Genomic DNA, 23,721 nt, shown 5'->3' with positions numbered 1-23,721 from the left:
TCTTTAATATTAAGTATTTACAATATTAATCACACGATTTTTTATTTTATTAATATTTTTTATTTTTGTATCTATTCCACCAAAAATATTAAAACTAGATAATTCCATACCACAAAAATTAATAATTTGCTCTTTCCACATATTTTTCAATCTTCTATTTGCTCCTGTTAGATCATAGTAGAATTTTGGAGCACCTGTTGTAGTAAATACAGTTACTTTCTTATTTTTTAATAATCCTTTTGGTTTTGAATTTTCATAACTATATGCAAAATTTGTTGAGAAGTTCCAATCTAACCAATTTTTTAGAATAGCTGGAATTGAGCCCCACCAATATGGAAATACAAATATTATTTCATCTGCTTTTGTTATCTTATCTTGAAAATATATTCTCTCTTTTGTATTTTCATTTTCTAGCTTATAAAATCCTTGTTGATAATCTGATTTATATAAATCTATATATTCAACATAGTTCTTTTTTGACATCTCATCTTTAATAAGAGATGCTATGTAATGGTTTAATGACTCTTCATTTGGATGGGCCAATATAAGTAAAATGTTTTTCATTTTATCTCCTTTTGATAAATTAAGTTAACAATGTTAACATATAAAGTTAACATTGTCAACATTAAAGATAAAATTTATGGTATAATATTTTTATGAAAAGTAATAAAGATTTGAAAAAAACTTCAAAATATCATCATGGGAATTTAAAAGAAGAGATGTTACAACTATCTTTGGAAACAATTTCAAAAGAGGGTATAGAGGTTTTAACTTTAAAGTTTTTAGGTGACAAACTTGGTACTTCAAGAAGTGCAATATACAGACACTTTTCTTCAAAACAAGATTTAATACAAAATGTTATTGTTTATGGTTTTACTCTTTTTGAGGAAGCTTTAATACCCACTTTAAATAGAGATAATGGAACAGTTTTAGAAAGATTATACTCAATGGGTAGTTCATATATAAATTTTGCAATAAAAAATCAAAATTTATATAGAGTTTTATTTGGTGAAAAATATCAAGATATAAGAGAAAATACCTGTACTATTGATGATGAGAATATTGAAGATAGCTTTAAACTTTTAATAAAACTTTTGGAAGAGGGTAAAGAGAAAGATATTTTAAAGATAGAAAACTCTTTTTTACAAGCTCAAACAATACATGCTTTGATTCATGGTATAGCAATACTTTATATTGATGGACATATTAATATTAAAAAAAATATAGAAGAGTTGTATAAAATATCTTTTGACTCATTAATTAATGGAATAAAAAAGTAAAGGGTTTATATATTTGGATATTGTAAATAGTTTTGAAATTGAAAATGAAGTCTTCTATTATTATGATTTAAAAAAGTTAACAAATGAAAATAAAAGATTAGAAAAACTTCCAATTGTTTTAAAAATTTTATTAGAATCTAATTTAAGAAAAGCAACTAATAAAGAGCAATTTGAACAGATAATTAATAGTTTTGAAAATAGAAGAAATGATAAAATTAGTTTTTATCCATCAAGATTAGTTTTAGAAGAATTTAGTGAACTTCCTATTTTTATTGATTTAGCAGTCCTAAGAGAAAAAGTTGATATCTTAGGTGGTGATTTAAAAAAAGTAAATCCACAAATACTAATAGATTTGATTATTGATAATAGATTTTTAGAAGAGAATGTAAAATCTTCAAAAGAAAGTGAATATAATCTTGTTGAAGAGAAATATCATTTTATAAAATGGGCTTCACATAATTTCACTAACTTAAGAATAATTCCACCTGGTTCTGGAATATGTAACCAAGTTAATTTAGAGTTTCTTTCTACAATTTTACATGTTGAAAGAAAAGATAATAAATTCTTTTTATATCCAGAAACTATTTTAGGTACAGATACCCATGCAACAATGATAAATTCTTTAGGTGTACTTGGTTTTAGAATTGATAGTATTGAATCTCAGCTTGCTATTTTGGGTTTACCTGTTAAAATAGATTTTCCAAAGGTTCTAGGTATAAATATATTTGGTAAACTTAATAATGCTGTCACTTCATCAGATTTAGTAACTTTTTTAATTGAAAAATTAAAAAATTCAAATATTAATGGTGAATTGGTTGAATTTTTTGGTGAAGGATTAGAGTATTTAACTTTAGAAGATAGATCTTTCATATCAATAGCTGCACCTAAATATAATGCTTCATGCTCTTATTTTGCAATAGATAATAAAACAATTAGATATTTCAAAAAAACTAGAGGTAATGAGGATTATGGCAAACTAATTAAAACATATTTAGAAAATCAAGGACTTTTTTATACTAACGAAATTTTAGATTATGACAAAATAATTGATTTTGATTTATCAACAGTTTATCCTGATATAAAAGATAAAAAAAATTTAAATGAAAGTTTGATTAACTTAAAGAAATTTCCATTAATGAAAAAAGGTAATTTTTTAAAAGATGGAGATATTGTATTATCACTTCTATTTACATCTAAGCTTAGTCTTCATCATCTAATTCACTCTTTATTACTCGCTAAAAAAGCTGTTACTTTAGGAATAAAAGTTAATAAAAATATAAATGCTAAATTTGTAATTGACACAAATATAAAAAAGGAGCATTTAGAAAGCTTAAATTTGATTAGATATATTGAAGATTTAGGTTTTGAAATAAAATATGATGAATATCATTTTAATTCAAGTGAAATAGATGAAGATATTAAAAAAGATATATTAACAAATAATTTAAATCTATGTTCAATTAGTTCACAAAATGTCGATTATTTAGAAAATAGTATGAATTTAATAAAATCAAACTATATAGTATCATCTTCATTAGTAGTCTTTTTTTCTTTAGTAGGAAATGTAAAATTTGATTTTGAAAATGATGTTATAGAGATTATTGACAATAAAGCTGTTTATCTTAATGATATATGGCCTACTAATGAGGAAGTAGTTTCATATCTTGGAAAAGTTGATTATACTTTATATAAAGAGATTTATAAAGATATCTATAAAGGTAATGAGTTTTGGCAAAACTTAAATATTGAGTTAAGTAATACTTATAACTGGAATCAGGATTCTACATATATCCAAGCTTCTCAAATAATCACACAAGAAAATTTTATAAGTGATTTAAGAATAGAAAATGCAGAGATTTTAGCTTTATTTGCAGATAATATCTCAACTGAACAAATTTTACCTTCAAAAAATATATCTTTATATTCACCTACGGCAAGATATTTAGAAGAAAAAGGTATAAAATCTTTTGAATATAATGACTTTGAAAGTAGATATGGAAATTTTGAAGTGATGATAAGAAATCTTTTTGATACAAGCGAAGTTAAAAATATGATGATATCAAAAGAGGGTGGTTATACTATTGATTATGAAAATAATGAGATAGTACCAATTTTTGAAAAAGCATTAAAATCTAAGAGTAAAAATATCCCACAAATCATTATTGCTGGTAAAGATTTTGGTAAAGGAAAAACAAAATATTGGGCAATACGAGCATTAAAAATTATTGGTGTAGATATAATTATTGCAAAATCATTTGATGAAAAATATAGAAAAAATTTGATTAATTTTGGTATTTTACCTCTTGAATTTGTTGATGATGATATTGAATCGATAAAATTAAAAGGCAATGAGAAAATTACAATTATTAATGAAAAAATAAAAGAAAAATCAATTATAGATGCTATTATAAAAAAAGAAAGTATAAATATCTCAATTGAATTAAAATGTAGATTAGATAATGATGAAGAGGTAAATTACTATAAAGAGGGTGGGGTCTTAAATTTTTTATTTAAAAATATTTTAAATAGTTCTTTATAATATAGTTTTATAAACCATTGTGCATAGAATTATAAGGTTCATTATAAGTATAGATTTTTTATAGTTTTTAGCTCCTATGGCATTTTTAGTTTTTATTCCAAAAAACACACCAACAAGTGAAGCTAAACCAATAATCAAACCTTCGTGAAAGGGCATTTGTCCAGTTATAGTTAAAGAAGTAAAACCTGCAACTGAAGAAAATATAACAAAAAATAAACTTAAACTTGTTGCTGATTTTAAAGGATACTTCATAAAACTTACTAGTATAGGTATAAGCATAATTGCTCCTCCCACGCCAATACTCATTGCAATCACACCAACAACAAATCCAACTAAAATTAAAACCAATTTACTATGATGTTTTACTTCTTGATCATGTTCAGCCGGAGATATAAATATTTTAATGATAGAGAAGATAATTATTATAATAAAAACATATTGTAAAAAAATGTCAGAAACTAATGAATGGATAAAACTATTTAAAAGTCCACCTAAAGAGCCACCAATACCTAGTATTATTCCATCTTTAAAAATATGTTTTGCTTTTTTAGAGTTTAAAAAAGAACCGTATATAGAACTAAATACCATTTGCATAATTGAAATTGCAATTGCTTCTTTCATAGCAAATCCTGCAATAACTAAAATAGGAGTTAAAACTGTACCTCCTCCTAATCCAAAGAAACCGGAAACAAAGCCAGCTGTTAATCCAAATAGTATCAGTTCTAAAGTCATTATTTTTCTATAGAGTTCATTGCACTAATAAATTTTTTATAAATACATTCTAAATCATGATCTTCATTAGCTAAATCAATTCCATCATGATCTTTTACAGCATGTTCAAGCAGAGCAACTCTTTTTAATAAGTATTCAAACATCTCTTTATTAATATCTGGAAGATCACTATGGTTTAGTCTTCCATTTTTATCATCTCTTTTAATCACTTTTGCTGGAACACCAACTGCTGTTGAGTTTTTAGGTACATCACAAATAACTACAGAATTTGCTCCAATTTTACCATTTTTACCAATAGTAATATTTCCTAAAACTTTTGCACCACTTCCTATTACTGAATTTGCTCTGATTGTTGGGTGTCTTTTCCCTTTATCTAAGCTAACCCCACCAAGAGTTACACCTTGATAGATTAAGACATCATCTTCAATAATTGCAGTTGCTCCAATTACTACTCCAATTGCATGGTCAATGAAAACTCTTCTACCTATAGTTGCTGCTGGATGTATATCTGTTTTTGTAAATAATGAACTAATCCCAACTAAAGCTCTTGCTAGTTTTATCCAACCTTTATTATAAAGTTTATTTGCAATTCTGTGGTTAATAATTGCCCATACTCCTGGATAGTTAAAAAAAAGCTCAAAGCTTGAGTCTAAAGCTGGGTCATTTAATTTAGGTACTGTAAAATCTTCTTTAATCTGTTTCCAAAGACCTAACTCTTTTTGTTCCTCTAAAATTTTTTCTTTAATCTTTTCATGTAAATCTTTCTCATCATTCATATTTAACTCCATGTTGTCTTTAGATAACTATTATCGTGTAAATATTTTTTTAGTATTTTATATGTTTTGTCATCTAAATTTGTTTTTAATACCTCTTTTATATTTTTAGTATCATGATCAATATCTTCTAAAATATCAATAATTTTCTGAGATTCTAATATTTTTTCAAGTTTTAGTTTGCCATTTTCAAAAACTACATTGATTTCAGTTGGATGTGAAAAAAGATTATGTCTCATACCTAATATATCTTGATATGCTCCAACATGGAAAAAACCTAAGTAGTATTCTTCTAATTTTAAATTTACATCATGTAAATAAAGTGGTTTTTCTGGATTAAATCCAATCTCTCCATCACTATCACAAGTAATATCCCAAAGGGAAGCACTTCTTGTTGGTTTTTTATTTAAATGTGTAATTGGCATCATAGGAAACTCTTGTTTAATACCCCAAAAATCAGGTAATGATTGAAAAATTGAAAAGTTTACAAGATATTTTTCTTGTATTTTATTATCTATTCTTTTTAACTCTTTATAATCATCAACTTCTAAGAACCAAATTGCTTTTTTAATTATTAGATTAGTTAATATCTCTGCATTACTTCTGTCTTCTAAATCTATATAACCTAAATCAAATAATTTTAATAATGATTCTAAATGGTCAATACTATCATGCATATATTCTAATGCAGTTTTTGAATTCATATCATTATATAAATCTCTTAACTCTTCAATTAAAGGTGGATTTTTTTCTTTAAGTCTTAAATGTTCTGCATCATACTCAGCTGTAAATAGTTCTAATACAGGAGTAATAAGTACAGTGGAACTAGCACTTATAAATCTTCCTGATTCTGTAAAAATATCAGGTTCCTCTACACCTTTTTGTTTTGCAATATTTTTTAATGTGAAAATTACATCATTTGCAAACTCTTGTAAATGGTATTGTGCCGTTCTATGAAATTGAGAATATTCTACTGCTAATCCTCCACCAATATTTATTGCAGATAAATTAACAGCACCAAGATTTTTAAGTTCAGCATAGATATGACCAGATTCTTTTAAAGCATTTTTTAAAGGTTTAATTGTTTCCATTGATGAACCAATATGAAAATGTATCATTGTAAGAATATTAGCTAAGTTGTTCTCTTCAAGCATCTCAAATGCCTCAAGAATTTCTGTAGAACTTAATCCAAATTTTGCATCAATACCACCAGATTTAGCCCAAGCTCCACCACCTGAATTGAAAAGTCTAACTCTAATACCAACATTTGGTGTTGGTAAAGAGGTTTCTTTTTCCACTTCAAGTATAGTTTCTAGTTCATTTAAACCCTCTATAATAATAGTTATATCATGCCCCATTTGTTTTGCAATAAAACCTAAATGAATCATCTCTTTATCTTTAAATCCATTTACTGTAATTGGTGCACCAAACTTATTATAAGTCATTGCTAAGAAAAGCTCAGCTTTACTTCCTGCTTCTAAACCATAATTGTATTTTTCTCCTGCTTTTACAAGAGGTAATATAAAATTTGGAAGTTGGTTAACTTTTAAAGGGAAAACAGCATTAAATTTACCCTTGTAATTATACTCTTTAATAGCATTTGAATATAGAGTATAAAGTTTGTTTATTTGCTTCTCTATTAAGTGTGGAAACCTAAAAAGTAGGGGTCCTTTATAATCTTTTTCTCTAATATCTTTTACCATATTTATTAAAGAAGGTTTAGAGGCATAGTTTAATTTTACTACTCCATCTTCTATAATAAAATTGTCGTCAGCCCAGATATCAATACCATAATTTTCCAATCTAAAAATCCTCTAATTTGATTGTTTTTTCTTCTTGCGTTTTAATATTTTTTGTATAAATAGTTCCATCATTTAATTCATTTTCACCAACTAATGCAACAATTGTTGCTCTACACTTTTCTGCAAGTTTAAAGTGTTTTCCAAAACCTCTAGGTGTATATTCCATAAAAGTTTTTGTATTATCTCTTTTTTTGGTTGCAATTTGGGTCAAGGTGTTTAAAGCCTCTTCATTTAATGCACCTAAATATATTACATCTTTCTTTTCTTCTTTTATTTTTACTAGTTCTAGAAGTCTTTCTATACCTATTGCAAAACCTATTCCAGGAGTTGCTCTTCCTCCTAAAAACTCAACAAGTCTATCATATCTTCCTCCACCTGCTATTGCACTTTGTGCTCCAATTTCACTTGAAGTAAATTCAAAAGCAGTTTGAGAATAGTAATCTAAACCTCTAACTAAATTAGTATCAATCTCATATTCAATGTTATTGAAATCTAAAATCTCTTTTAACTTTTCAAAATCAGTATCACATTTTTCACATAAATTATTAGTGATTTTTGGAGCATTGTATAATAGTTTTTGACAGTTTTCAATTTTACAATCAAGAACTCTTATTGGATTTGTTTCAATACGTCTATTACAGTCTTCACATAACTCTTCTTTTATATTTGTTAAATACTTAACTAGCTTATCTCTATACACTGGCATACATGTTGGACACCCTAATGAGTTTAGTTGTAATTTAAATCCTATTTGGAAAAAATCAAGAATATCTTTTATCATCATAATGATATTTGCATCTTCATAAACTGAACTTACTCCAAATACTTCACAACCAAATTGGTGAAATTCTCTTAATCTTCCTTTTTGAGGTCTTTCATATCTAAACATTGGACCATAATAGTACCATCTATAAGTTCCACCAGCTCTGTCAAACTTGTTTTGAACAAAGCTTCTTACTACTCCTGCTGTTCCTTCAGGTCTCAGACATACGTCATTCTCACCTTTGTCAATAAATTGATACATCTCTTTATTTACAATATCTGAACTCTCTCCAACTGATCTTTTAAAAAGTGCAGTTTCTTCTAAAATAGGTGTTTCTATATATGTAAATCCATAGTTTTTTGCAATTCTTGATGCATTTTCTACAAAATATGTAAATAACTCACTATCATCACCTAATATATCATTCATTCCTCTTAAGCTTTGAATATTAGCCATTAATAAAATCCTCAATCTTTTTTGAAATCTCTTCAATGCTTAAACTAGCATCTATAAAAATATAATTTAAATTTAATTGTTTAATTGTTCTTTTCATTCTATCTTGTATGTCCAATAGATAATCAATTCCTCTTGACTCGATAGAATCATTTGTTTTACCTTCTAATCGCTTTGTTAACTCTTCTTTTGACAACTCTAATAGGATAACATGGGATGGTAAAGTATTTGATGTTGCTATAAGATTTAGTGTTGTTACTATCTCTATTGGCATATTAGATGCATAAGCTATACCACTTATAATACTTCTATCACTAATTACCATCTTATATTCATTCGGTTTTATAACCTCTTCGATGTGTTCTGCTCTATCTGCTAGAAAAAGAAACATCTCTGCAACTTTACTTTTTGCTTCTCCATTTAAAGCCATAGCTCTTAATTTAAGACCTATTTCTGTACCACCAGGTTCTTTGGTGAAAATAGCCTCTGGATGGTTTACTTTTAGGATATCAAGTTGAGTTGATTTTCCGGCTGTATCTATCCCCTCAATTACTGCATACATTCTAATACCTTTTGTGGAACTAAGTGCTCAAATTTACCATTAAACCGAATTATCTCACGCACAATTGTAGATGAAACAAAGGCATTTTCTAGTGTTGGCATAAGATAAAGTGTTTCAAGTTTTTTATTTATTGATGAATTCGCATATCCCATTTGTAATTCATACTCAAAATCTGAAACAGCTCTAAGCCCTCTAATAATAGTATTTATTTTAAGTTCACTTGCTAAATCAACTAATAAAGTATCAAATCCAATAACCTTAACTTTTTGCATATCTTTTGTTGCAGCTTGAGCAAAAGCTACCCTTTTTTCATGGGAAAACATAGGGCTTTTCATCTCACTTTTTGCAACTGCTATAATCACTTCATCAAAAATATATGTAGCTCTTTTAATAATATCCATATGACCGTTGGTTATAGGATCAAAAGTACCACTATATATCGCTTTTCTATACGTTGTTGTATTATTATTAACCTGCATATTTATTTCCATCTTTCATATAAGTTATGCTCAATTTTAAGTAAATCGTACCATTTACCAATCATAAAGTCTTCCATTAATTCTAATGAGTTTTGTTTTGAATAGTATGCTAAAACAGGAGGTGCAATTGTTACTCCTAATTGAGAAAGTTTGTGCATATTTTCAAGTGCAATAGTTGAAAAAGGCATTTCTCTAGGTGCAAGTACTATTTCTCTTTTTTCTTTTAACATTACTGTAAAAGCTCTTGTGATTAGATTATCTGAAATCCCTACGGAACATTTTGCCAAAGTATTCATAGAACAAGGTAATATTATCATCTTTTCAGTTTTAAATGAACCTGAAGAAATAGGAGCTTCAATCTGATTTTCTTTAAATATGTGAATTTTTTCGTTCTCTTTAAAAAGTTTTGTAATATCAATACCTTCTTCAAGTTTTAAAGCTTTTTTTGCACTTTTTGAAAATACAGCAAACACTTCAATACTTTCTGGTAAGTTCTGTATAAATTTAATTCCAAGTTTTGAACCGCTAGAACCGGTTATAGCTACAACTAATTTCACTTTTAAAACCTTCATTAGTTTTTATATTAAGGTTTAGATATTAGCCAAAAATCCCTTTATTTTCAAAAACCAAAAAAAATTAATAAAAAAATTATAAAACTTTTTAAAATTTAACCAATTCTTAAGAAAAGTATAAGATGAAACTGTATATCATTTTGTATAATAAAAAACTATATATAAGTTTACATATTGTATGATATTTATATATAAATTTATAATTTTGTAAAAGGAATAAAGATGTCTAAAATATTCAGTTTTGTAAGAGTTAACAATAACAATGAGTCGTATACTAAAACACAAAAGAAGGGGTTGTCTGATTATAAAAGCGTTAACAATATTTCAGTTTATAAAGAGATTGAAATTGAGATAGATACTCCTGATGATGAAAAAAATATGTTGAATTTTCTAAAAAGTTGTGAATCTTCATCTACACTTTTAGTTTATGATTTAAATGTTTTTGGAAGAACAATTGAAACTATTTTAGAGATTGTTAGATTTTTACTTTCTAATAAAATTAGAATTATTGTTGTAAAACAAAATCTTGATTTAGTAGATGATAAAGATATGTTAACCCAAATGATTTTAGGTGTAATATCTATGACAGTTAATTTAGAAAAAGATTTAATGAGCTTAAGAACTAAAGAAGCACTTACTGCAAAAAAATTAAAAGGTGAAAGTTTAGGTAAACCAAAAGGAACGATACAAAAATCTAAATTTGATAAACAAAGAGATAAAATTGAAGAATTATTAGCAGTAGGATTATCAGTTAGAAAAATTGCTAAACTTTTAGGTTATAATAATCATATTGGATTAAATAATTATGTTAAGAAAAGAAATATTAGACATAACTTGCCAAACACTTTAGATATAGCAAGTTGAAACAATAATAAAAAAGAGTAGCTATGTTTGCAATATATAATAACAATGGACTTAGTTTTAGAAGTACAGTAGATAATCTTTATAGTTTGTCAAATGTTGATTCAATTGCAAAAGTTAGAAATAATGTAAATGAAGGTCTACCAAAAGATCATTCAACTAGACCTAAAAAAAGACTTTATGAAAATGATAAAGTAAATGAAGCTACTCAAATCTATAGAGATATTGCAAATATTGATACCTCTGAGCAAATATTTCATGTAAAAGATTTGATGACAAAAGATGTTATTGTACTAAATCAAGATAATACTCTTCAAGAAGCTTATAACCTTATGGAAGAAAAAGATATACGACAAATTCCCATATTAGATACAAATGAAAACAATAAGATAATAGCAATGATAAATCAAAAAGATATTTTGAATTCAATACTAAATGATTTAGAATATGTAAATACTACTTTAAGAAGACCTCTTTCTAGTTTTGATTTAGGAGAAGTAATTACAGCTGATCCTATAACTGATATAAGAAGAGTAGCAAAAGTTATGGTTGATTTTAGTTTAACAGCTATCCCTATTGTTGATCAGGATGATAATCTTGAAGGAATAGTTTCAAGAGCTAATATTTTAAAAGCTGTTGCAAATACTCCCCCTCTACAAATCTGGAGCTAAAAGATTTTTTTATATTTATAAAAGCTTTAATTATAAATTTTTTTTATATAATTCGCCCATGAATAAAATTTATGGATTATTGTTATGTATGATTGTTGCAGGAATTGCAACGTTATTTCAAGTTATATACCTATAGGTTCAGTTGCCATTGCCATCATTTTAGGAGCTATTTTAGGAAATAGCATTACTATACCTTCAAAATTTGCATCAGGCATAACTTTTGCTGAAAAGTCACTTCTTTCATTTTCTATTGCTTTAATGGGAATAAATTTAGATTTTAATGTATTAAATGCATTAGGTGCAAATACGATTCTTATAATTGTAATCTCTTTAATTGCTACAATATTTTTTGCTTTGTATGTATCAAAAAAACAAGATTTTGATAAAAAGTTAGGATTAATTTTAGGTATAGGAAATGCAGTTTGTGGAAGTGCTGCAATAGCTGCAACAAAAGATATAGTAAAACTTAATAAAGAAAAATCTGCTTTAGCAATAGCTATTGTAAATTTATTAGGTACAGCAGGACTTTTTATTTTGCCTTTTATTGGATTGTTATTAGGATTTAATGATATTGAAATAGGTATTTTGTTAGGTAACACTTTACAATCCGTAGGTCATGCAGTTGCTGCAGGATTTGGAGTAAATGAAACAGTAGGACAAAGTGCAACTATTGTTAAGATGGGAAGAATTTTACTTTTAACACCGGTTATTATTTGGTTAATATTTTTTATTTCAAAAAAAAATACAAAAAGTGCCAAAAATACAAAAAGATTTCAAATACCTCTATTTATATTAGGATTTATTTTCTTTTCAATTATTGCATCAATACAGGTTTTGCCACAAAATATAATAGATTATATATCTTTAGTCTCAAAAATATCTTTACTTTTAGCTATGAGTGCCATAGGATTAAAAATAAGTTTTAAAGCAATTAAAGAAAGTGGTTGGGATGCTTTGGTTTTAGCCGGATATATTTTTAAGTTTCAAATATTACTTTCAATTGTTTTAATAGCAATATTTTAATATAATTTTCATTTATAAAATTATAAATGGAAAGATATGTCAAAAAAAATAAAAATTGATTCATTATATGAAAAATTAGTAAATGAAGAAGATGCTAGAGTTTGTAAAGCAATTGATGAAAGTGCTTGCAAAGTAGTTCCTGGTAATTTTTTTATTACAATCATTAGTTACTTTTTTAATAAATTAGCAGATTCTGTTGCTAATGCTAAAATTGTTTTACCTTGGATAATGGAAAGTTTAAATGTCCCAATTTTTTTAATCTCATTTTTAGTTCCAATAAGAGAATCAGGTTCTTTATTACCCCAGTTGGTAATTGCCGCATATATAAGAAAAATGCCTATAAGAAAAAATATTTGGGTTTTAGGAAGCTTTGGACAAGCATTATGTATGATAGGTATTGCAATAGTTGCAATAACATTAGAGGGGATTGCTGCTGGTTATGCAATTATAGGTTTATTGATACTTTTTAGTTTAGCAAGAGGATTAAGCTCTGTTGCTGCAAAAGATGTTGTTGGAAAAACAATTCCTAAAACAAGAAGAGGTGCATTAAACGGATGGTCAGCAAGTGCAGCTGGTATTTTAGTTATAGCTCTTGGGATTTATTTCTTGATAAATGGTGAAAAACCATTTTCCCCTTCTAACTTTGCTGTATTATTAAGTTTAGCTGGTCTTTTTTGGATAATAGCAGGTATTGTATATAGTCGTATTAAAGAGTTTGATGGTGAAACAGAAGGTGGTGGGAATGCTGCTGTTGTTGCTTTTAAAAAATTGTCTATTTTAAAAACAGATAATAATTTTAGGCTTTTTGTTATAACAAGAGCATTGTTTTTATGTTCTGTTTTAAGTGCACCATTTTATGTTGTTTTAGCACAAAAAAATTCAGATTCAAATACTTATTTATTGGGATTATTTATTTTATCAAGTGGGATGGCAAATTTATTTTCAGCTCCAATATGGGGAAAGTTTTCTGATATTTCAAGTAGAAAAGTGATGATTTATGGAGCTTTGATTTGTAGTGTATTAGGTATATTTATTTTTTTTATGGATATGTATTTTCAATCATTATTTTCAATAATATGGGTTATGCCTATTTTATATTTTATTCTTAGTATTGGATATCAAGGTATTCGTATAGGAAGAAAAACATATTTAGTTGATTTAGCTGAAGGAAATAAAAGAACAGATTATGTAGCTGTTAGTAATACTTTAATAGGAATTATTTTACTTTTCAGCGGATTAATCGGAACATTAAGTAGTATTATTAGTCTAGCAGGAGTTATATTGTTTTTATCTATTTTGGGAATAATTGGTATTATTCTAGCTTTAAAATTACCAGAGATTGAATAGTTTTTTATATTAGCTAACAAATAATTAATAGATATATTTTATAATACTTTCTAGATATGTAATGTACGGAGAGTATATTGAAAGCATTAAGAGTTTTAATTTTAAAAGATTATGATACTTCCATTATAAGAATTATTAACATTCTTGAAAGAAATGGATTTTATTTAGATATATGCGATAATGTAAATGAATTTTTGGAATACACTTATTATAATCATTATGATTTATATATTATAGATATTGATGATAGAAATAAATCTAGATTTAAACTAATTAAACTTTTAAATGAATATCAAGATAAAACAATGAAATTAGTTATAGCTAGAAGACCAAATATAATTAAAGCTTCATTTCTTTACGGTTGTGATGAATGTATTGTTAAAAGTATAGATGAAAATGAATTGCTTTTAAGAATAAAAGCTTTGATCAGAAGAGAATATAAAGTTCATTCAGATTTAATTAGTTTATCTAATAATTTGGTTTATGATATCTTTAGAAAAAAAATCTTAAAAAATAAATCTGAAATATTAATAGGTGAAAAACCTTTACAAATAATAGCTTACCTTCTTAAGTATAGAGGACTTTTTGTAAGTTCAAAAAATCTAGAAAATGGTGTATATCCTGCAAATTCAAATAATAAAAACGGTTCAATCAGATTTCATGTTCATAAAATTAGACAAGTTATTGGAGAAGATTTAATCATATCAAATAGAACTAATGGTTATAAGATTAATATTCAATAATTTTATGGGTCATTCTAAAGTAGTTTAGGAGTATAACTCTTTCAGAAAATTAGTAGGAGGAGACTGATTGAGTTAAAATATGGATTTGTCTTTAAAATGACCGTTGAAAGAATTGTAAGATTAGATTGTTAATTTTCTGTTTGATTAAAAAATCAATTATCTTTTTTTAAGCTAATTCTAATCTTGAACCTTAATACTCACTTCAAATACTTTATTGTAAAATACTCAACTTTTAAAAATTGGAGATGTAATGAAAGTATTATTGATTAAAGATGTAAAAGGTACTGGTAAAGCTGGTGATGTTAAAGATGTTAAAGATGGATATGGTAAAAATTTTTTAATAGCAAAAGGTTTTGCTCTTCATGCAACTGAAGAAGTTTTAGCAAATTATGCAGAAGAACAAAAAATAAAAGCGGAACAAGAAGCAAAAGAGATTGCTGAAGCTAACGAATTAGCAGAAAAGTTAAATGCTACAAAACTTACAATTAAACATAAAGTTGGAGCAAATGGACATTTAATTGGTTCTGTGACAAATAAAGAGATTAGTGAATCTCTACAAGAAGAGTTTAATATTGAAATTGATAAAAAAGCTATTACATTAAAAAATAAAATAAAAGCTACAGGAATTTTCGATGTTGATTGTAAACTAGGGCATGGAGTTCATGCTACACTAAAAGTAGATATAATTGGAGAATAATTAATGTTTGAAGCAACAACGATACTTGCATACAAAGGTCAAGGTGAAGCTGTTATAGGTGGAGATGGTCAAGTTACATTTGGAAATGCAGTTCTAAAAGGAAATGCAACAAAGATTAGAAAATTGTATAAAGATCAAATATTAGCTGGTTTTGCAGGTAGTACAGCTGATGCTTTTAACCTTTTTGATATGTTTGAAGGACATTTAGAATCATCTAAAGGTGACCTTTTAAAAGCTGTAGTTGCTTTTTCTAAAGAATGGAGAAAAGATAAAGTTTTAAGAAGATTAGAAGCGATGATGATTGTATTAAATAAAGAAAATATCTTTATTCTGTCAGGAACAGGTGATGTAGTAGAGCCAGAAGATGGAAGTATAGCTTCAATTGGTAGTGGTGGTAACTTTGCCATTTCTGCTGCTAGAGCTTTAGCTAAACATTCTGATTTAAAGCCTGTTGATTTAGTAAAAGAATCACTTATGATTGCAGGTGAACTTTGTATTTATACAAATCAAAATATTAAAATATTAGAGATAGAGGATTAATATATAATGGAATTAACACCAAAGCAGATTGTATCTTATTTAGATGATTATATTATTGGTCAAAATGATGCTAAAAAGACAATCGCTCTTGCTTTAAGAAATAGATTTAGAAGAATGAATGTATCTCCTGAGTTAAGAGAAGAGATTATGCCTAAAAATATTCTTATGATAGGTAGTACAGGGGTTGGTAAAACCGAGATAGCAAGAAGACTTGCTAAAATGATGGGATTACCATTTATAAAAGTGGAAGCATCAAAATATACAGAAGTTGGTTTTGTAGGTCGTGATGTAGAATCTATGATTAGGGATTTAGTTTTTGAATCAATTAATTTAGTTACAAGAGAGTTTGAAGAAAAAATTAAAGATAAAATTGGTGAAGAAATAAATAGACAAATAATTGAAAAATTAGTTCCCCCTTTACCAGATGGTGCAACTGATAGCGCTAGAGAATCATTTATTAAAACATATAATAAAATGGAAGAAAAATTACTTTCAGGACAATTAGATGAAAGAGTAATTGAAATTGAAATTCCTAGAAAAACCCATGTAGAGATTATTGATTCCTCTATGCCAATGGATATGTCTTCTATGCAAGAGAGTCTAAATAAAATGCTAGGTGGCTTAAATAAAGAAAAAATCAAAAAAGAAGTTAAAATAAAAGATGCTAAAATTCTTTTAAAAGAAGTAGCAGGAGATAAACTTTTAGATCAAGAAGCTATTAAAATCGAAGCTATAAAAAGAGCAGAAAATGGTGGAATTATCTTTTTAGATGAAATTGATAAAATTGCTACTGGAACAAAATCTCAAAATCAAGACCCAAGTAAAGAGGGTGTACAAAGAGATTTATTACCAATTGTTGAAGGAAGTTCTGTTCATACAAAATTTGGACAAATAAAAACAGACCATATTTTATTTATAGCAGCTGGTGCTTTTCATGTTTCTAAACCATCTGATTTATTACCTGAACTTCAAGGAAGATTTCCTTTGAGAGTTGAGTTAGATAATTTAGATGAAGAATCATTATATAAAATATTAACAAATACAAAAAATTCTTTATTAAGACAATATCAAGCATTATTAAAAGTTGAAGATGTAGAATTAGAGTTTACAGATGATGCTATTAGAGCTTTTGCTAAGTATTCTGTAAGTGCAAATGAAAAAACAGAAGATATAGGAGCAAGAAGACTTCATACAGTTATTGAGAAAGTGATAGAAGATATTTCATACGAAGCTGATGAGAGAGCTGGTGAAAAAGTTATTATTACAAAAGAGCTTGTTGAAGAAAAACTTGATGATATTGTAGATAATGAAGATACAGCAAGGTATATTTTATAAAAAAATACAGTTTAAAACTGTTATTATTTTTTTTTAGATAAAATTTAGGAAACAACAACAGGGAGATAGAAATGAGAGTAGTAACCTTTTGTGATATAGATGAATCGGTAATTGATTCAAAACATACAATAGAAAATTTTCAAAGTGGATGTTCAGGTGAGGCACAAATTGCAATATTGGATATTAATTCAATATTTGATTTTGAAGAAAATAAACATGAAGCTTGTGCAGATAAATTTACAACTATTGCAATAGTTGAAGATGATAGTGATTATGATGCTTTTAAAAATTTTGGTATCGATGCTTGGATTAAAGCTGATGATTTTTCAGATATTAATGAGCTTATAAATTTAATTGAAAAAAGGCTTTTCTCATAATTATTGATACACACTGTCATTTAGACAATAAACAATACTATGAAGATATTGATGAGGTAATATCAAGGGCGTTAGAGCATGGTGTAAAAGGTTTCTTGATTCCTGGTGCTGATTATGATGATTTACCTCAAGCAGTAATGTTAGCTGAAAAATATGATGAAGTATATTTTGCAGTAGGTACTCACCCTTATGATATGGAACAATATGATGAAAATATATTAGAAAAATATATTAACCATCCTAAATGTATTGCTGTTGGTGAATGTGGTTTAGACTACTTTAGACTCCCTGAAGATGAACTTGAAAAAGAGCAAACTAAAAAGAAACAAAAAGAGGTTTTTGCAGCTCAAATTGAGTTTGCAAAAAAAGTAAATAAACCTCTAATAGTACATATTAGAGAAGCATCTAATGATTCAAGAGAAATACTTGTTAATCATAATGCAAATGAAGTAGGTGGAGTATTACATTGTTTTAATGCAAGTGAGCATCTACTGCCACTTGCTGAACATAATTTTTACTTTGGTATAGGTGGTGTTTTAACTTTTAAAAATGCCAAAAAACTTGTAGAGATATTACCTAAAATTCCACAAGAAAAAATTATTATTGAAACTGATGGACCATATTTAACTCCACACCCACATAGAGGAAAAAGAAATGAACCTTTTTATACTACTTTTGTTGCGGATAAAATATCAGAGTTATTAGATATAGATAGACGAGAGGTTGAAGAACTTACCACAAACAATGCAAAAACCTTATTTAAGCAGTTTTCTAAAATTATTTAGATAAAATATTACCTATTTTAAGAAATAGGATAGAATTTGAGAAAAATATTATTTGTTCTTTTAATTTTCTCTGCTTATTTAAATGCGACACTTACAGGTTCTAATTTTACACAAAGAGATTTAGAAATTTTAGAGGATTTAGATATAAATCCATCTTTTATTACAGATTATAAACTGCAAGAAGTATATGAGAGATTACAATATAAAACAAGTTTAGACCATTATATTCAAAAAATGGAAGATGCTTCTATTTTTATACCAAGAATAAAAGAGATCTTAAGAGAAGAATCTATACCTGATTCATTTTTATATATGGCAATGGCTGAATCAAACTTTACAATTGATGCAAGGTCAAATGCAAGGGCAACTGGACTTTGGCAATTTATGTATGCTACAGGGAAAAGATATGGCCTTGATAGTAATATCTATGTTGATGAAAGAATGGATTTAGTAAAATCTACAGTAGCAGCAACAAAATATTTAAAAGCTTTACATGATAGATTTGGCAAATGGTATTTAGCTGCTATAGCATATAATTGTGGTGAAGGAAGAGTTGTAGAAGCTCTTACTAGAGCTACCATTGATCTTTATGTACAAAAATATCCGAAAGAAAAAAATAGTAAAAAAATAAAAGAATATAGAAAAGTAATTAGAGATTATCAACAAAGAAGAGCTAGATTTTATAGTTTAAGAGATGTATATAGAAAGGTTCAAAAACTTCATATAGAACCTGAATTAGAATTTCTTTTAAGAGAACAAAAAAATCTTAGCAGACAATATTTACCAAGAGAGAGTAGACGATATATTAGAAAAATTATCTCTTTAGGGATGATGAACTCTAAAAATTTTATTAAAGAGTATGAAAATTCACATTTATTAAATATGGGTATTTCAAAAACAATTGCAACTGTACCTGTAAAAGGTGGTTTACACCTTAGAAATATTGCAAAAGTTATTGATATGTCTTATCGTGAGCTATTAGATTTAAATAAACATATTAAACAATCAATTATTCCACCTACAAAAAACTATTACACAATTAATATCCCATATGATAAGTTAACACTATTTAATAAAAATAGTAGTTTAATTGAGGATACTAAGTATGCAATTCATGTAGTTAGACGTGGAGATACTTTATATGATATTTCAAGAAAATATAAAGTGCCATTGAAGCTTATTAAAACCCATAATCATTTAAAAACTTCAAGATTATCTATAAAACAAAAAATTGTTTTACCAATACCTAGTGATATGTTAGGAAAGGTCGATTTTAAAACTTTTAGTGATAGAAAAAGAGTTAAAAAATATATAGTAAAAAATGGAGATTCTTTATATTCTATCGCAAAAAAATATAAGATTAATGTAAACAAACTTATGAGAGATAATAAATTAAAAACTACACTTTTAAGAATAGGAGATAGTATTGTTATTCGATAAATATAAATTGCCACTTTTGATTGTTTCTTTCTCTTCAATTGTTCTTTTTAGTGGATGTTCAGAGAAAAGTAGAACTATAAGTTATTATACTAGTAATTCAAATTCAAAAGTTTATAAGGATATTCCAAAAGAAAAGATTAGAAATTCAAAAGCTATGCATAGAGCAACTATGAGACCTTATAAAATTGCAGGAAAATGGTATTATCCAACATTAGCAAAAGTTGGCGATGTACAAAGAGGTATTGCTTCATGGTATGGACCAAATTTTCATGCTAAAAAAACTTCTAATGGAGAAGTTTATAATATGTATGCAATGACAGCTGCTCATAAAACACTTCCTATGAATACAATGGTTAAAGTAGATAATTTAGATAATGGGAAATCAACCATAGTTCGAATCAATGATAGAGGACCTTTTGTTAGTGGAAGAATAATTGATTTATCAAATAAAGCTGCTCACGATATAGATATGGTTGGAAGAGGAACTGCTAATGTTAAAGTTACAGTTTTAGGTTTCCATGCAAAAATTGCAAAAACAAAACAAGAAAAAGCTGAAACAGCTACTGTTGGTAAATATTATGTTCAAGTTGGTGCATTTAGAAGAGCAGAGGGTGCACAGATTACAAAAAGAAAATTTGAAATGATTCTTGAAGATAGGTATAATGTAATAATAAAAGAGGGTGTTTATTCAGGACAACCAATTAACCGTGTATGGGTTTCAGGTTTCAGATCAGAAGAAGAAGCAAGAGACTTTAAAAAGAATAATGATCTTAATACTGCAATGATAATTGCTGAATAGGAAAAAGAATGACAGAATTAACTAGAAAAACAAAAGAAACAGATATCTTCTGTAAAGTTGATATTAACGGTTGTGGTAACTCTAAAATAGAAACTGGAGTTGGTTTTTTTGATCATATGTTAGAAGCATTATCAAAGCATAGTGGTGTTGATATTGAGTTGACTTGTAAGGGTGATTTACATATTGATGCACATCATAGTGTTGAAGATTGTGGTATTGTTTTAGGAAAAGCTTTAAAAGATGAGATTTTCCCTATAAAAAATGTTGAAAGATATGGAAATGCAACTGTTGTTATGGATGAAGCTTCAACAACTTGTGCTTTAGATTTATCAAATAGACCTTTTTTAGTGTATGAAGTAAATATTACTGGCAAAGTTGGTACATTTGATGTGGAATTAGCTGAAGAGTTTTTTCATGCTTTAGTTATGAATTCTGGAATTACTTGTCATATTATAAATGATAGAGGAAGAAATAAACATCATATTTTGGAAGCTAGTTTTAAAGCTTTTGCAGTTGCTTTAAGAAGAGCAATGGTAATAAATGAAAAACTTGGAGTACCTAGTACAAAAGGTGTTTTATGATTGAATTAATTGTTCTTGATGTTGATGGTACATTAACTGATGGAGGAATAACTTATACAAATAGTGGGGAAGAGTTAAAAACATTTGATGTCTCAGATGGTTTAGCAATAGCAACATGGACAAAAAAACTTAATAAAAATGCAGCAATTATTACTGGACGAAAATCTTTAATAGTAGAAAAAAGAGCAAAAGAGTTAGGTATAAAACATCTTTATCAAGGTGTTCACAATAAAGATGAAGTATTAGAAAATATTTTAAAAGAAGAAAATATTTCTTGGAGTCAAGTTGCAGCTATTGGTGATGATTTAAATGATTATAAAATGTTAAAAAAAGCGGGTTTGTCTTTTACTCCTTTTACTGGTTCAAATTATATTAAAGAGATAGTAAATATAGTTTGTAATTCATCAGGTGGAAAAGGTGCAGTTAGAGAGATGATTGAATTTATAGTCAAAGAAGATGGTATTGAAGAGGATTTTATTAAAGTATGGTTATAAGAATATTTGTATTTGTTCTTTTTAGTTTATCAGTTATAGGTTATTTTATGCCTGTTGAACAAAGGGCTAAAAAAGATGCTGACAAAGATAGACCTTTATTAACATTTGTTGACTCAACTATGTATACTTTAAATACTGATAGTATGAATAGAATTATATTTACTAAAGAGGCTATTAGATATAAAAATAGAGATGTTATGCATGATGGTTCCTTGATGCTTAAAAGTATTGACAATGACAATCAAGAGATTACTGATACTTTACTGGCGGATCTTATTATAAAAAGAGGAGATAATTTTAAGTTTATAAATGATGTTCAATTTACTAGAAATGATTATATGACTTTAAATACCAATGAATTATTGTATAATGCCGAAACAAAAATAGCAACAAATACCTTACCCTTTGAAGGAACTTATTTTAATAACTATTTAGAGGGTGAAAATATGTATTTAGACTTAAATAATTATTATATGAATGCGTTAAAAACGCATTTTGAAATTGAGATAGAGAAAAAAGGAAATTAATAATATGAAATTTTTATTTGTAGTTTTTATATTAACTACTATGCTTTTTGCAGCAACAGAAAAACTTATAATAGATGCTAAGCATTTTGAAACAAATGATGCTACAGGATTAACAATATTTACGGGTAATGTAAAACTTTTAAAAGTAAAAGATAAGTTAAATTCTCAAAAGCTAGAAATATATATGAAACCTAATAGTAAAGGTAAAGCAAAACAACCTATAAAATATATTGCTACAGGAAATGTAGATTTTGAGATACACTCTAATGGTAAAGTCTATAAAGGTAGAGGTAAAAAAGTAATTTACAATCCAAATACACAAGAGTACACAGTTATTGGGGATGGTTATATAAAAGAAGAAGTTGAACAAAGAGAGCTTATTGGTGAAAAAATCTATATAAATCAATTAACTGGGAATGCTAGAGTTGTTGGAAAAGAAGATAAGCCAGTTAGATTTATCTTAAATATTGATAGCGGGTCGAATAACTAATGAAAATAGTAGATGCAAAATTTTTAACGTCAGCTCAAAGTATAGTTGATTCGCCAAGTCCAGATAAAGCGGAAGTGGCTTTTTTAGGTAGAAGTAATGTTGGAAAATCATCGTTATTAAATACTTTAACAAATAGAAAAGGCTTAGCAAAATCTTCTTCTACTCCAGGTAAAACACAATTAATAAACTATTTTGATATTAAGTTTAAAACCCAAAATGAAGAGTTACCTTATATTTATGCAAGATTTGTTGATTTACCTGGATTTGGCTATGCAAGAGTATCAAAAAGTCTAAAAAAAGAGTGGAATAAGAATTTAACTGGATATTTGGAACAAAGACCATGTTTGCAGATTTTTGTACATTTAATTGATGCAAGACATCCAGAGTTGGATATAGATAAAAATGTGGATGAATTTTTAGCATCAATTAAAAGAGGTGATCAAATTATAATTCATGCTTTTACAAAAATTGATAAATTAAAGCAAAATGATCTACAAAAACTTAAAAGAGCATACCCACAAGGTATATTTGTGTCAAACCTTAAAAAAAGAGGCTTAGATCAATTACAAAATGCAATAACAGGATATCTTTTTGGAAATTAATTTTTTTAAACCAGATGTAACGCATATTAAAGAGATGCAAGAGTTAGTACAAGAAGAAGTAGATAAAGGTATTATTTTACTTCGAACAGAAGATGAAATGGCTAATACAATTAGATCTTACACTGTTGTAGAAGTAGATGGAAAGATAGCAGGATTCACAGCTTTACATATACATTCTATTAGATTGTCTGAGGTTAGAAGTTTAGTTGTTTCAGAAAAATATAGAGGTCTAAAATTAGGTAAAAAACTTGTTGAAGCCTGTATTACAGAAGGTAGAAAACTAGGTTTACAACAAATTTTATCTCTTACTTATCAAAAAGGTTTTTTTGAGAGTTTAGGATTTTATGAAATTGAAAAAGATAAGATACCAGAACATAAAATTTGGGCTGATTGTATTCGATGTAAACATTTCCCTGTCTGTGAAGAAATAGCTATGGTTTACGACTTATAAGGT

Annotated in this window: 28 protein-coding genes; 20 read left to right on the top strand and 8 right to left on the bottom strand. The window is 27.1% G+C overall.

Annotated features, from left to right (window positions below; all coding sequences use genetic code 11):
• Nucleotides 1–9: 9 nt before the first annotated feature.
• Nucleotides 10–564: an NAD(P)H-dependent oxidoreductase gene (locus ACKU4C_RS08390; RefSeq protein ID WP_321311348.1), complete on the bottom strand. Its 555-nt coding sequence runs from the start codon at nt 562–564 to the stop codon at nt 10–12.
• A gap of 92 nt (nt 565–656) precedes the next feature.
• On the opposite strand from ACKU4C_RS08390, the gene ACKU4C_RS08385 reads away from it, so the two are divergent.
• Both ACKU4C_RS08385 and ACKU4C_RS08380 read left to right on the top strand, forming a co-directional pair.
• Complete coding sequence (locus tag ACKU4C_RS08385; protein WP_321311346.1) at nt 657–1,280, top strand: TetR/AcrR family transcriptional regulator; 624 nt, start codon at nt 657–659, stop codon at nt 1,278–1,280.
• A 13-nt stretch (nt 1,281–1,293) separates the two neighbouring features.
• Entirely contained in the window at nt 1,294–3,819 is a 2,526-nt protein-coding gene (locus ACKU4C_RS08380) for an aconitase family protein (RefSeq protein ID WP_321311343.1), read from the top strand.
• On the opposite strand, the gene ACKU4C_RS08375 is transcribed toward ACKU4C_RS08380, so the two are convergent.
• From ACKU4C_RS08375 to ACKU4C_RS08345, 7 genes are read right to left on the bottom strand one after another with little or no spacing between them, the layout of a single operon-like run.
• Nucleotides 3,814–4,551 carry a sulfite exporter TauE/SafE family protein gene (locus tag ACKU4C_RS08375; RefSeq protein WP_321311341.1) on the bottom strand — a complete coding sequence of 246 codons (738 nt, stop codon included), beginning with the start codon at nt 4,549–4,551 and terminating at the stop codon, nt 3,814–3,816. The genes ACKU4C_RS08380 and ACKU4C_RS08375 overlap by 6 nt on opposite strands.
• Complete coding sequence (cysE, locus tag ACKU4C_RS08370) at nt 4,551–5,327, bottom strand: serine O-acetyltransferase (protein ID WP_321311339.1); 777 nt, start codon at nt 5,325–5,327, stop codon at nt 4,551–4,553. The genes ACKU4C_RS08375 and cysE overlap by 1 nt, the downstream gene beginning before the upstream one ends.
• A gap of 2 nt (nt 5,328–5,329) precedes the next feature.
• Complete coding sequence (gene speA / locus ACKU4C_RS08365) at nt 5,330–7,126, bottom strand: biosynthetic arginine decarboxylase (RefSeq protein WP_321311337.1); 1,797 nt, start codon at nt 7,124–7,126, stop codon at nt 5,330–5,332.
• A gap of 1 nt (nt 7,127) precedes the next feature.
• Nucleotides 7,128–8,345 (bottom strand): histidine--tRNA ligase, encoded by a 1,218-nt coding sequence (hisS, locus tag ACKU4C_RS08360; protein ID WP_321311335.1) that lies wholly within the window; start codon nt 8,343–8,345, stop codon nt 7,128–7,130.
• Nucleotides 8,338–8,904, bottom strand: coding sequence for a dTMP kinase (gene tmk, locus ACKU4C_RS08355; RefSeq protein WP_321311333.1), 567 nt, complete (start codon nt 8,902–8,904; stop codon nt 8,338–8,340). Before tmk ends, hisS begins: the two co-directional genes overlap by 8 nt.
• Nucleotides 8,892–9,383 (bottom strand): pantetheine-phosphate adenylyltransferase, encoded by a 492-nt coding sequence (coaD, locus tag ACKU4C_RS08350; protein WP_321311331.1) that lies wholly within the window; start codon nt 9,381–9,383, stop codon nt 8,892–8,894. The genes tmk and coaD overlap by 13 nt, the downstream gene beginning before the upstream one ends.
• A 2-nt stretch (nt 9,384–9,385) precedes the next feature.
• Nucleotides 9,386–9,940: a UbiX family flavin prenyltransferase gene (locus tag ACKU4C_RS08345; protein ID WP_321311329.1), complete on the bottom strand. Its 555-nt coding sequence runs from the start codon at nt 9,938–9,940 to the stop codon at nt 9,386–9,388.
• 237 nt (nt 9,941–10,177) lie between these two features.
• On the opposite strand from ACKU4C_RS08345, the gene ACKU4C_RS08340 reads away from it, so the two are divergent.
• From ACKU4C_RS08340 to ACKU4C_RS08255, 18 genes are all read left to right on the top strand, one after another.
• Nucleotides 10,178–10,819: a recombinase family protein gene (locus tag ACKU4C_RS08340; protein ID WP_321311327.1), complete on the top strand. Its 642-nt coding sequence runs from the start codon at nt 10,178–10,180 to the stop codon at nt 10,817–10,819.
• Between the two features lie 23 nt (nt 10,820–10,842).
• Complete coding sequence (locus ACKU4C_RS08335; protein WP_321311326.1) at nt 10,843–11,487, top strand: CBS domain-containing protein; 645 nt, start codon at nt 10,843–10,845, stop codon at nt 11,485–11,487.
• Nucleotides 11,488–11,571: 84 nt separating this feature from the next.
• Nucleotides 11,572–12,510, top strand: coding sequence for a putative sulfate exporter family transporter (locus tag ACKU4C_RS08330; RefSeq protein WP_321311324.1), 939 nt, complete (start codon nt 11,572–11,574; stop codon nt 12,508–12,510).
• 36 nt (nt 12,511–12,546) lie between these two features.
• Nucleotides 12,547–13,857, top strand: coding sequence for an MFS transporter (locus ACKU4C_RS08325; RefSeq protein ID WP_321311322.1), 1,311 nt, complete (start codon nt 12,547–12,549; stop codon nt 13,855–13,857).
• Between the two features lie 77 nt (nt 13,858–13,934).
• Nucleotides 13,935–14,600, top strand: a complete 666-nt coding sequence (locus ACKU4C_RS08320; RefSeq protein ID WP_321311320.1) for a winged helix-turn-helix domain-containing protein — start codon at nt 13,935–13,937, stop codon at nt 14,598–14,600.
• Between the two features lie 250 nt (nt 14,601–14,850).
• Nucleotides 14,851–15,297 (top strand): 50S ribosomal protein L9, encoded by a 447-nt coding sequence (gene rplI, locus ACKU4C_RS08315; RefSeq protein ID WP_321311318.1) that lies wholly within the window; start codon nt 14,851–14,853, stop codon nt 15,295–15,297.
• A gap of 3 nt (nt 15,298–15,300) precedes the next feature.
• Nucleotides 15,301–15,837, top strand: coding sequence for an ATP-dependent protease subunit HslV (gene hslV / locus ACKU4C_RS08310; RefSeq protein WP_320034268.1), 537 nt, complete (start codon nt 15,301–15,303; stop codon nt 15,835–15,837).
• Between the two features lie 6 nt (nt 15,838–15,843).
• Nucleotides 15,844–17,172 carry an ATP-dependent protease ATPase subunit HslU gene (gene hslU / locus ACKU4C_RS08305; protein ID WP_321311316.1) on the top strand — a complete coding sequence of 443 codons (1,329 nt, stop codon included), beginning with the start codon at nt 15,844–15,846 and terminating at the stop codon, nt 17,170–17,172.
• Nucleotides 17,173–17,243: 71 nt separating this feature from the next.
• A complete protein-coding gene (locus tag ACKU4C_RS08300) occupies nt 17,244–17,549 on the top strand; it encodes a hypothetical protein (protein ID WP_321311314.1) in 306 nt (101 codons plus the stop codon).
• Nucleotides 17,546–18,334 carry a TatD family hydrolase gene (locus ACKU4C_RS08295; RefSeq protein WP_321315855.1) on the top strand — a complete coding sequence of 263 codons (789 nt, stop codon included), beginning with the start codon at nt 17,546–17,548 and terminating at the stop codon, nt 18,332–18,334. The genes ACKU4C_RS08300 and ACKU4C_RS08295 overlap by 4 nt, the downstream gene beginning before the upstream one ends.
• Before the next feature lie 36 nt (nt 18,335–18,370).
• Nucleotides 18,371–19,774: a LysM peptidoglycan-binding domain-containing protein gene (locus tag ACKU4C_RS08290; protein ID WP_321311311.1), complete on the top strand. Its 1,404-nt coding sequence runs from the start codon at nt 18,371–18,373 to the stop codon at nt 19,772–19,774.
• Complete coding sequence (locus tag ACKU4C_RS08285) at nt 19,761–20,573, top strand: septal ring lytic transglycosylase RlpA family protein (RefSeq protein WP_321311309.1); 813 nt, start codon at nt 19,761–19,763, stop codon at nt 20,571–20,573. The genes ACKU4C_RS08290 and ACKU4C_RS08285 overlap by 14 nt, the downstream gene beginning before the upstream one ends.
• Before the next feature lie 8 nt (nt 20,574–20,581).
• Nucleotides 20,582–21,154 (top strand): imidazoleglycerol-phosphate dehydratase HisB, encoded by a 573-nt coding sequence (gene hisB / locus ACKU4C_RS08280; RefSeq protein WP_321311307.1) that lies wholly within the window; start codon nt 20,582–20,584, stop codon nt 21,152–21,154.
• Nucleotides 21,151–21,648, top strand: coding sequence for an HAD hydrolase family protein (locus ACKU4C_RS08275; RefSeq protein WP_321311305.1), 498 nt, complete (start codon nt 21,151–21,153; stop codon nt 21,646–21,648). The genes hisB and ACKU4C_RS08275 overlap by 4 nt, the downstream gene beginning before the upstream one ends.
• A complete protein-coding gene (locus tag ACKU4C_RS08270; protein ID WP_321311303.1) occupies nt 21,639–22,175 on the top strand; it encodes an LPS export ABC transporter periplasmic protein LptC in 537 nt (178 codons plus the stop codon). The genes ACKU4C_RS08275 and ACKU4C_RS08270 overlap by 10 nt, the downstream gene beginning before the upstream one ends.
• Nucleotides 22,176–22,179: 4 nt before the next feature.
• Nucleotides 22,180–22,665 (top strand): LptA/OstA family protein, encoded by a 486-nt coding sequence (locus ACKU4C_RS08265; RefSeq protein WP_321311301.1) that lies wholly within the window; start codon nt 22,180–22,182, stop codon nt 22,663–22,665.
• Nucleotides 22,665–23,267, top strand: a complete 603-nt coding sequence (yihA, locus tag ACKU4C_RS08260) for a ribosome biogenesis GTP-binding protein YihA/YsxC (RefSeq protein WP_321311299.1) — start codon at nt 22,665–22,667, stop codon at nt 23,265–23,267. The genes ACKU4C_RS08265 and yihA overlap by 1 nt, the downstream gene beginning before the upstream one ends.
• Nucleotides 23,257–23,718 carry an N-acetyltransferase gene (locus ACKU4C_RS08255; RefSeq protein ID WP_321311297.1) on the top strand — a complete coding sequence of 154 codons (462 nt, stop codon included), beginning with the start codon at nt 23,257–23,259 and terminating at the stop codon, nt 23,716–23,718. The genes yihA and ACKU4C_RS08255 overlap by 11 nt, the downstream gene beginning before the upstream one ends.
• Nucleotides 23,719–23,721: the final 3 nt, after the last annotated feature.

Origin of the sequence: Halarcobacter sp., assembly GCF_963676935.1 — a bacterium.
Taxonomy (GTDB): Bacteria; Campylobacterota; Campylobacteria; order Campylobacterales; family Arcobacteraceae; genus Halarcobacter.
This window is presented reverse-complemented; position numbering and strand designations above follow the sequence as displayed.

What these genes read in the sequence shown, in the direction of transcription:
- ACKU4C_RS08390 (WP_321311348.1), bottom strand. Translation starts at nt 564, where the DNA reads ATGAAAAACATTTTACTTATATTGGCCCATCCAAATGAAGAGTCATTA.
- ACKU4C_RS08385 (WP_321311346.1), top strand. Translation starts at nt 657, where the DNA reads ATGAAAAGTAATAAAGATTTGAAAAAAACTTCAAAATATCATCATGGG.
- ACKU4C_RS08375 (WP_321311341.1), bottom strand. Translation starts at nt 4,551, where the DNA reads ATGACTTTAGAACTGATACTATTTGGATTAACAGCTGGCTTTGTTTCC.
- cysE (WP_321311339.1), bottom strand. Translation starts at nt 5,327, where the DNA reads ATGAATGATGAGAAAGATTTACATGAAAAGATTAAAGAAAAAATTTTA.
- hisS (WP_321311335.1), bottom strand. Translation starts at nt 8,345, where the DNA reads ATGGCTAATATTCAAAGCTTAAGAGGAATGAATGATATATTAGGTGAT.
- tmk (WP_321311333.1), bottom strand. Translation starts at nt 8,904, where the DNA reads ATGTATGCAGTAATTGAGGGGATAGATACAGCCGGAAAATCAACTCAA.
- coaD (WP_321311331.1), bottom strand. Translation starts at nt 9,383, where the DNA reads ATGCAGGTTAATAATAATACAACAACGTATAGAAAAGCGATATATAGT.
- ACKU4C_RS08340 (WP_321311327.1), top strand. Translation starts at nt 10,178, where the DNA reads ATGTCTAAAATATTCAGTTTTGTAAGAGTTAACAATAACAATGAGTCG.
- ACKU4C_RS08335 (WP_321311326.1), top strand. Translation starts at nt 10,843, where the DNA reads ATGTTTGCAATATATAATAACAATGGACTTAGTTTTAGAAGTACAGTA.
- ACKU4C_RS08330 (WP_321311324.1), top strand. Translation starts at nt 11,572, where the DNA reads ATGTATGATTGTTGCAGGAATTGCAACGTTATTTCAAGTTATATACCT.
- ACKU4C_RS08325 (WP_321311322.1), top strand. Translation starts at nt 12,547, where the DNA reads ATGTCAAAAAAAATAAAAATTGATTCATTATATGAAAAATTAGTAAAT.
- rplI (WP_321311318.1), top strand. Translation starts at nt 14,851, where the DNA reads ATGAAAGTATTATTGATTAAAGATGTAAAAGGTACTGGTAAAGCTGGT.
- hslV (WP_320034268.1), top strand. Translation starts at nt 15,301, where the DNA reads ATGTTTGAAGCAACAACGATACTTGCATACAAAGGTCAAGGTGAAGCT.
- hslU (WP_321311316.1), top strand. Translation starts at nt 15,844, where the DNA reads ATGGAATTAACACCAAAGCAGATTGTATCTTATTTAGATGATTATATT.
- ACKU4C_RS08300 (WP_321311314.1), top strand. Translation starts at nt 17,244, where the DNA reads ATGAGAGTAGTAACCTTTTGTGATATAGATGAATCGGTAATTGATTCA.
- hisB (WP_321311307.1), top strand. Translation starts at nt 20,582, where the DNA reads ATGACAGAATTAACTAGAAAAACAAAAGAAACAGATATCTTCTGTAAA.
- ACKU4C_RS08275 (WP_321311305.1), top strand. Translation starts at nt 21,151, where the DNA reads ATGATTGAATTAATTGTTCTTGATGTTGATGGTACATTAACTGATGGA.
- ACKU4C_RS08270 (WP_321311303.1), top strand. Translation starts at nt 21,639, where the DNA reads ATGGTTATAAGAATATTTGTATTTGTTCTTTTTAGTTTATCAGTTATA.
- ACKU4C_RS08265 (WP_321311301.1), top strand. Translation starts at nt 22,180, where the DNA reads ATGAAATTTTTATTTGTAGTTTTTATATTAACTACTATGCTTTTTGCA.
- yihA (WP_321311299.1), top strand. Translation starts at nt 22,665, where the DNA reads ATGAAAATAGTAGATGCAAAATTTTTAACGTCAGCTCAAAGTATAGTT.